Annotated in this window: 4 protein-coding genes and 2 pseudogenes; 4 read left to right on the top strand and 2 right to left on the bottom strand. The window is 72.4% G+C overall.

Going from position 1 to position 5,099, the window contains the following annotated elements; translation table 11 throughout:
- Positions 1-40 precede the first annotated feature (40 nt).
- Positions 41-623 (bottom strand): annotated as a pseudogene (locus tag FGF04_RS01065) (sigma-70 family RNA polymerase sigma factor).
- Between the two features lie 406 nt (positions 624-1,029).
- Between FGF04_RS01065 and FGF04_RS01060 the strand changes: the two are divergent.
- Both FGF04_RS01060 and FGF04_RS01055 read left to right on the top strand, forming a co-directional pair.
- Complete coding sequence (locus FGF04_RS01060) at positions 1,030-1,434, top strand: STAS domain-containing protein (RefSeq protein ID WP_149509254.1); 405 nt, start codon at positions 1,030-1,032, stop codon at positions 1,432-1,434.
- A 161-nt stretch (positions 1,435-1,595) separates the two neighbouring features.
- Positions 1,596-2,108: an EF-hand domain-containing protein gene (locus tag FGF04_RS01055; protein ID WP_149509253.1), complete on the top strand. Its 513-nt coding sequence runs from the start codon at positions 1,596-1,598 to the stop codon at positions 2,106-2,108.
- Here FGF04_RS01055 and FGF04_RS01050 read toward each other — a convergent pair.
- Positions 2,087-3,598, bottom strand: coding sequence for a class I adenylate-forming enzyme family protein (locus tag FGF04_RS01050; RefSeq protein ID WP_149509252.1), 1,512 nt, complete (start codon positions 3,596-3,598; stop codon positions 2,087-2,089). The genes FGF04_RS01055 and FGF04_RS01050 overlap by 22 nt on opposite strands.
- Before the next feature lie 170 nt (positions 3,599-3,768).
- On the opposite strand from FGF04_RS01050, the gene FGF04_RS01045 reads away from it, so the two are divergent.
- Together FGF04_RS01045 and FGF04_RS01040 are read left to right on the top strand one after the other, a co-directional pair.
- Positions 3,769-4,962, top strand: a complete 1,194-nt coding sequence (locus FGF04_RS01045) for an amidohydrolase family protein (protein WP_149509251.1) — start codon at positions 3,769-3,771, stop codon at positions 4,960-4,962.
- A 10-nt stretch (positions 4,963-4,972) separates the two neighbouring features.
- Positions 4,973-5,099, top strand: a pseudogene (locus tag FGF04_RS01040) (acyl-CoA dehydrogenase); the annotation flags it as partial.

Here is a 5,099-nt window from a genome sequence, read left to right as displayed (position 1 = left end):
TCCCCGTCCTCCTCGTACGGGCCGGAGGGGTTCGCGCCGTTCACCGGTCACCCCCGTGGTCGGGCGGTGTCCCGGCGGGGCCCGCGTCGTGGGCCGTGGACAGGAGCTGGAGACCCAGGCGCAGGCGGCGGCGGGCCTCGTCCTCGGTGACGCCCAGGTCGGCGGCGGTCTGGCGGTAGTCGCGGCGCTGGAAGTAGGCGAGCTCCAGGGCGGCGCGCAGCGGGGCCGGCATCGACGTGACGATGTAGTCGGCGCGGGCCGCCACCGAGGCGCGGCGGACCCTGCGCTCCAGCTCGTCGGTGTCGTCCGTGCCGTCGTGGGCGAGCGCGGCGGTCTCGGTGGTGCGCAGGCGCTGCACGGCGAGGCGGTGGGTGAGCGTGGCGACCCAGGAGCGCAGGGGGCCCTGCCGGGGGTCGTACGACTCGGGGTTCTCCCAGACGTGGGCGAAGACCTCGCGGGTGATGCGGTCGGCCGCCTGCTCGTCCCCGAGCACGCGGTGGGCGAGACCGTGCACGAGTGAAGCGAAACGGTCGTAGAGCTCGCCGAGCGCGGCCGCCTCCCCCCCGCGCGAGCCGCTGCTGCATCTTGCGGTCCCAGCGGGGTGGCGCGTCCCTCCTGGCCATGCGCCCCCCTAGCCCCTGTCCGTGCCGTGCGCCCGTCCCTGTGTCCACCGGATTCTTCCTTCCGGCTTCCCCCTGAATGTAGTCGGCACCCTCGATCGCGCACGCCCCTTTATGGCAATGCGCGCCCCGGGGAGGGGTGGGGGTGGTAGAGGGATCCGGTCGCTTGCCGTGTGCGATCTTCGACGCTGCGTGCGGACCTGTCCTGACTTGTCCTGATCATGTGTGATCGGGTCCGGACGGCGGTGACCGGAGCTGCTCACCGGGAGCGTGTTTCGAATCGGCTTTTCGTGTTTCGTGGCACGTGGGGTGGGGCAGCCACGGTCCAGGAAGCGTAGGACAGGCTTCCGTTTCCCGGGCCGGTCTCCGGGCCGTCCGGGTCCGACGTCGTCGAGCGAGGGACGGGCGCGTGACGCTCAGGGTGACCGAAGGCGAGCAGCGCGGCTGGGCCGTCGTGCGCGTCGCGGGCGAGATGGATCTGGTGACGTCGCCCGTGCTGCGGCAGCGGATGCACGAGGCGGTCGCCGACGGGCGGCGCGACGTCGTGCTCGACCTGTCGGGCGTCCTGTTCTGCGACAGCAGCGGGGTCGGGGTCCTCATCACCGGGCGCCGCCTGATCCGCTCCTGCCAGGGGCGCCTGCGGATCGTGCTGCCCGCGCAGGGGGCGGAGGGCTCCCGGCCCGGAGAGGCCGGGATCGGGGGAGGCGCGCACGTGAACAAGGTGCTCGGCGCCCTCGGCGTGCGCAGGCTCTTCGACGTCTACGCGGACGTCGACGCCGCCGTCGACGACGGGGCGGCGCCGCTGCCGGCGTGAGGACCGGCGCGTACGGGGAAGATCGTCCGTAGGTCCGCGACGCAGTTGTCGCGGATTTCCCCCTGTCTTGGCACAAGCGTCGTTTTCCCGTCCCGGAGGGGTCCGGTCGTCGTACGCTCCGTGCCAGACGCACCTACGTGAGGTAAGGCGGCCCGACAGACATGGTCAGTACCGAGTACGAGCGGAAGATCGCCGCCCGGTTCGCCGGCTTCGACCAGGACGGCAACGGCTACATCGACCGCGAGGACTTCAACGCGGCGACGAAGGCGCTGCTCGCCGAGTTCGGCACGACGGCCCGGTGCGACAAGGGCCAGGCCCTGTACATCGGCGCGGAGGCCTTCTGGCAGGGCATGGCCGGGATAGCGGACCGCGACGGCGACCAGCGCATCACCCGCGAGGAGTTCGTGAACGGGGCCGTGAAGCGGCTGCGGGACAACCCCGAGCGGTTCGCCGAGATCGCCCGCCCCTTCCTGGACGCGGCGCTCGCCGTCGCGGACGGCGACGGGGACGGCTCCGTGACCCTCGACGAGACCGCGCGCATCCTCAAGGCCCTCGGCGTGCCCGGGGAGACGGCGGCCACCGCGGCCGGGGCGCTCGACGCGGACGCCGACGGCGTCGTGACCGAACCGGACATCGTGAGCGCCTTCGCCCGCTACTTCACGGTGCCCGAGTAGCGCTCCCTGAGCCGGTACTTGAGCACCTTGCGCAGGGTCTCGTTGCGCGGGAGGGCGTCCACCACCTCCAGCTGCTCCGGCAGCTTGTGGACGGCCAGCCCTTCCGCGCGCAGATGGGCAGAGACGTCGCCGAGGGTGAGCGGCGGGGCCCCGGGGGGCTGTTCGACCACCGCGCACACGCGCTCCCCGCGCTCCGCGTCGGGCAGGCCGATCACCGCGGCGTCGGCGACGGCGGGGTGGCGGTGCAGCAGCTCCTCCACCTCCTGGGCGGAGACGTTCTCGCCCTTGCGGATGATGACGTCCTTCAGGCGGCCGGTCAGGACGAGGTGGCCGGTGGGGGTGAGGTGCCCCAGGTCCCCCGTGATCAGGAAGCCGTCGGCGTCGAAGGCCTCCGCGGTGTGCGCCGGGTCCAGGTAGCCCGCGCAGACGGCCTCCCCGCGCAGGCGCACCTCCCCGTCCGCGATGCGGATCTCCATGCCCTCGGGCGGCCTGCCCTCGGTCGTCGCGAGGTTCTCCTCCGTGTCGTCCGGCGAGCCCATGGTGATCATCGGGACCTCGGTCATGCCGTACCCGTGGGTGAGGCGGACCCCCATCTCGCGGACGACCGCGTGGTGCAGCTCCGGGGGCTTGGGCGCGCCGCCGCCCGCCAGCAGGCGCAGGGTCGGGATCAGTTTCGTGCCCGGCTGCTTGCGCTGCTCGGTCAGGAACATCGAGTAGAAGGCCGTGGAGCCGCCCGCCACCGTCACACCGTGCCGGCGGTACTCCGCCAGCGCGTCCGGCAGCGCGAACTGCTCGAAGAGGACGGCCGGGAACCCGTACAGCAGCAGCATGACCAGGTAGTCGGGGCCGCCGATGTGCGCGAAGGGGAAGGCGATCGAGCCGACGTCGTCCGGTGACAGGTGCAGCGCGTGCGCCAGGCAGGAGCCGCCGGCGATCAGCGAACGGTCCGTGTGCAGGACGCCCTTGGGGTCGGAGGTCGTGCCGGAGGTCCAGTAGATCCAGCGCACGGCGGTACCGTCCGCGGGCGGCGGGGGGAGCGTCGAGGGGTCCCCGGCGGGGAGCGCGCCGTACGCCTCGAAGGTGCCGCGGGCGCCGACGCGCCCGGCCAGGGCGGTGTGGTCGAAGCCGCGCCAGGTGCCCGGCACGGCGAAGAACTCCGCCCGCGAGGCGCGCAGCGCGAAGGCGACCTCGCGGTCGCGGTGGAAGGGGATCACCGGGGACTGGACGGCGCCGAGCCGGGCCAGGGCCATCGCGAGGAGCACGGTCTCGATGCGGGTGGGCAGCTGCCAGGCGACCACGGCCTTGGGCCGTACGCCCATGGCGTGCAGGCCCGCCGCGGCCTGCTCGGCGCCCGAGCGCAGCTCCCCGAAGGTGAGGACGCGGTCGCCCTGGAGGAGGACCGGGCGGTCCGGGGTGAGGGCGGCGCGGCGCTCGACCAGCTCCCAGAACGTGCGGGAGGCGCCCAGCGCGTGTGCGGTGTCGTCGGGCATGTCCGTACTCCTCACGGCTCGCGGGCGGCGGACGCCTTGACCTGACGGACAGTCAGATTGGTGGGGGAGCCTAGGACGCCGCGCCTTGTCGGTCCAGGGGTGCGGGGCTAGCCTGGCTTCTGACGGTCCATCAGATACGCGTCACCGCCATCGCCGGGAGGGCTGGACCCATGACCGAACTGCCCCGGATCATCAGCGTCGACGACCACGTGATCGAGCCCGCGCACCTCTTCGAGACCTGGCTGCCGGCGAAGTACCGGGACCGCGGCCCCCGGCCGCTGACGGCCGGCATCGGCGAGCTCGCGTACGTGGCCGGGAAGTACCGGATCACCATGGACCCGGACGGGCCGCCGGCCGACTGGTGGATCTACGAGGACCTGCAGTTCCCGTACAAGCGCAACATCGCCGCCGTCGGCTTCGACCGCGACGAGATGACGCTGGAGGGCATCACCCGCGAGGAGATGCGGCCCGGCTGCTGGGACCCGGCCGAGCGGCTGCGGGACATGGACGCCAACCACGTCGAGGGCAGCCTGTGCTTCCCGACCTTCCCGCGGTTCTGCGGGCAGACCTTCGCCGAGGCGCAGGACAAGGAGGTCGCGCTCGCCTGCGTGCGCGCGTACAACGACTTCATGGTCGAGGAGTGGTGCGGCGACAGCGGCGGCCGGCTCATCCCGCTGTGCATCGTCCCCCTGTGGGACATCKCCCTCGCGGTCGCCGAGATCCGCCGCAACGCCGCCCGCGGCGTCAGGGCCGTCACCTTCTCCGAGATCCCCACCCACCTGGGACTGCCGTCCATCCACTCCGGCTACTGGGACCCGTTCTTCGCCGTCTGCCAGGAGACCGGCACGGTCGTCAACATGCACATCGGCAGCAGCAGCCAGATGCCCGCCGCCTCCCCCGACGCGCCGCCCGCCGTCCAGGCGTCCCTGAGCTTCAACAACGCCATGGCGTCGATGATGGACTTCCTGTTCTCCGGCGTGCTCGTGCGGTTCCCGCGCCTCAAACTGGCCTACAGCGAGGGCCAGATGGGCTGGATCCCGTACGCGCTGGAGCGGGCCGACGACGTGTGGCGGGAGCACCGGGCCTGGGGCGGGGTGCGCGGCCTGATCCCCGAACCGCCCTCCACCTACTACTACCGGCAGATCTTCTGCTGCTTCTTCCGCGACAAGCACGGGATCGCCTCGCTGGACGTGGTCGGCCGCGACAACGCCACGTTCGAGACCGACTACCCGCACGTCGACTCGACCTTCCCGCACACCAAGGAGGTCGCCCTCGACCACGTGAAGGGCCTCGACGACGAGACCGTGTACAAGCTGATGCGCGGCAACGCCATCCGCATGCTGGACCTGGACCTCGACACGTGACGGACCGCTGATGGACCTCTCGTACACGCCCGAGGACGAGGAGTTCCGGGCGCGGCTGCGGGAATGGCTCGCCGAGACGCTCCCCGCACTGCCCCCCGGACCCTCGCCCGACGACTGGCCCGCCCGCCGCGCAGCCC

It is taken from the genome of Streptomyces apricus (genome assembly GCF_008369065.1).
Classification (GTDB): Bacteria; Actinomycetota; Actinomycetes; order Streptomycetales; family Streptomycetaceae; genus Streptomyces; species Streptomyces apricus.
Note: the sequence above shows the minus strand (reverse complement) of the source record. Positions and strands in the feature narration are given on the sequence as shown.

What these genes read in the sequence shown, in the direction of transcription:
- FGF04_RS01055 (WP_149509253.1), top strand. Translation starts at nt 1,596, where the DNA reads ATGGTCAGTACCGAGTACGAGCGGAAGATCGCCGCCCGGTTCGCCGGC.
- FGF04_RS01050 (WP_149509252.1), bottom strand. Translation starts at nt 3,598, where the DNA reads ATGCCCGACGACACCGCACACGCGCTGGGCGCCTCCCGCACGTTCTGG.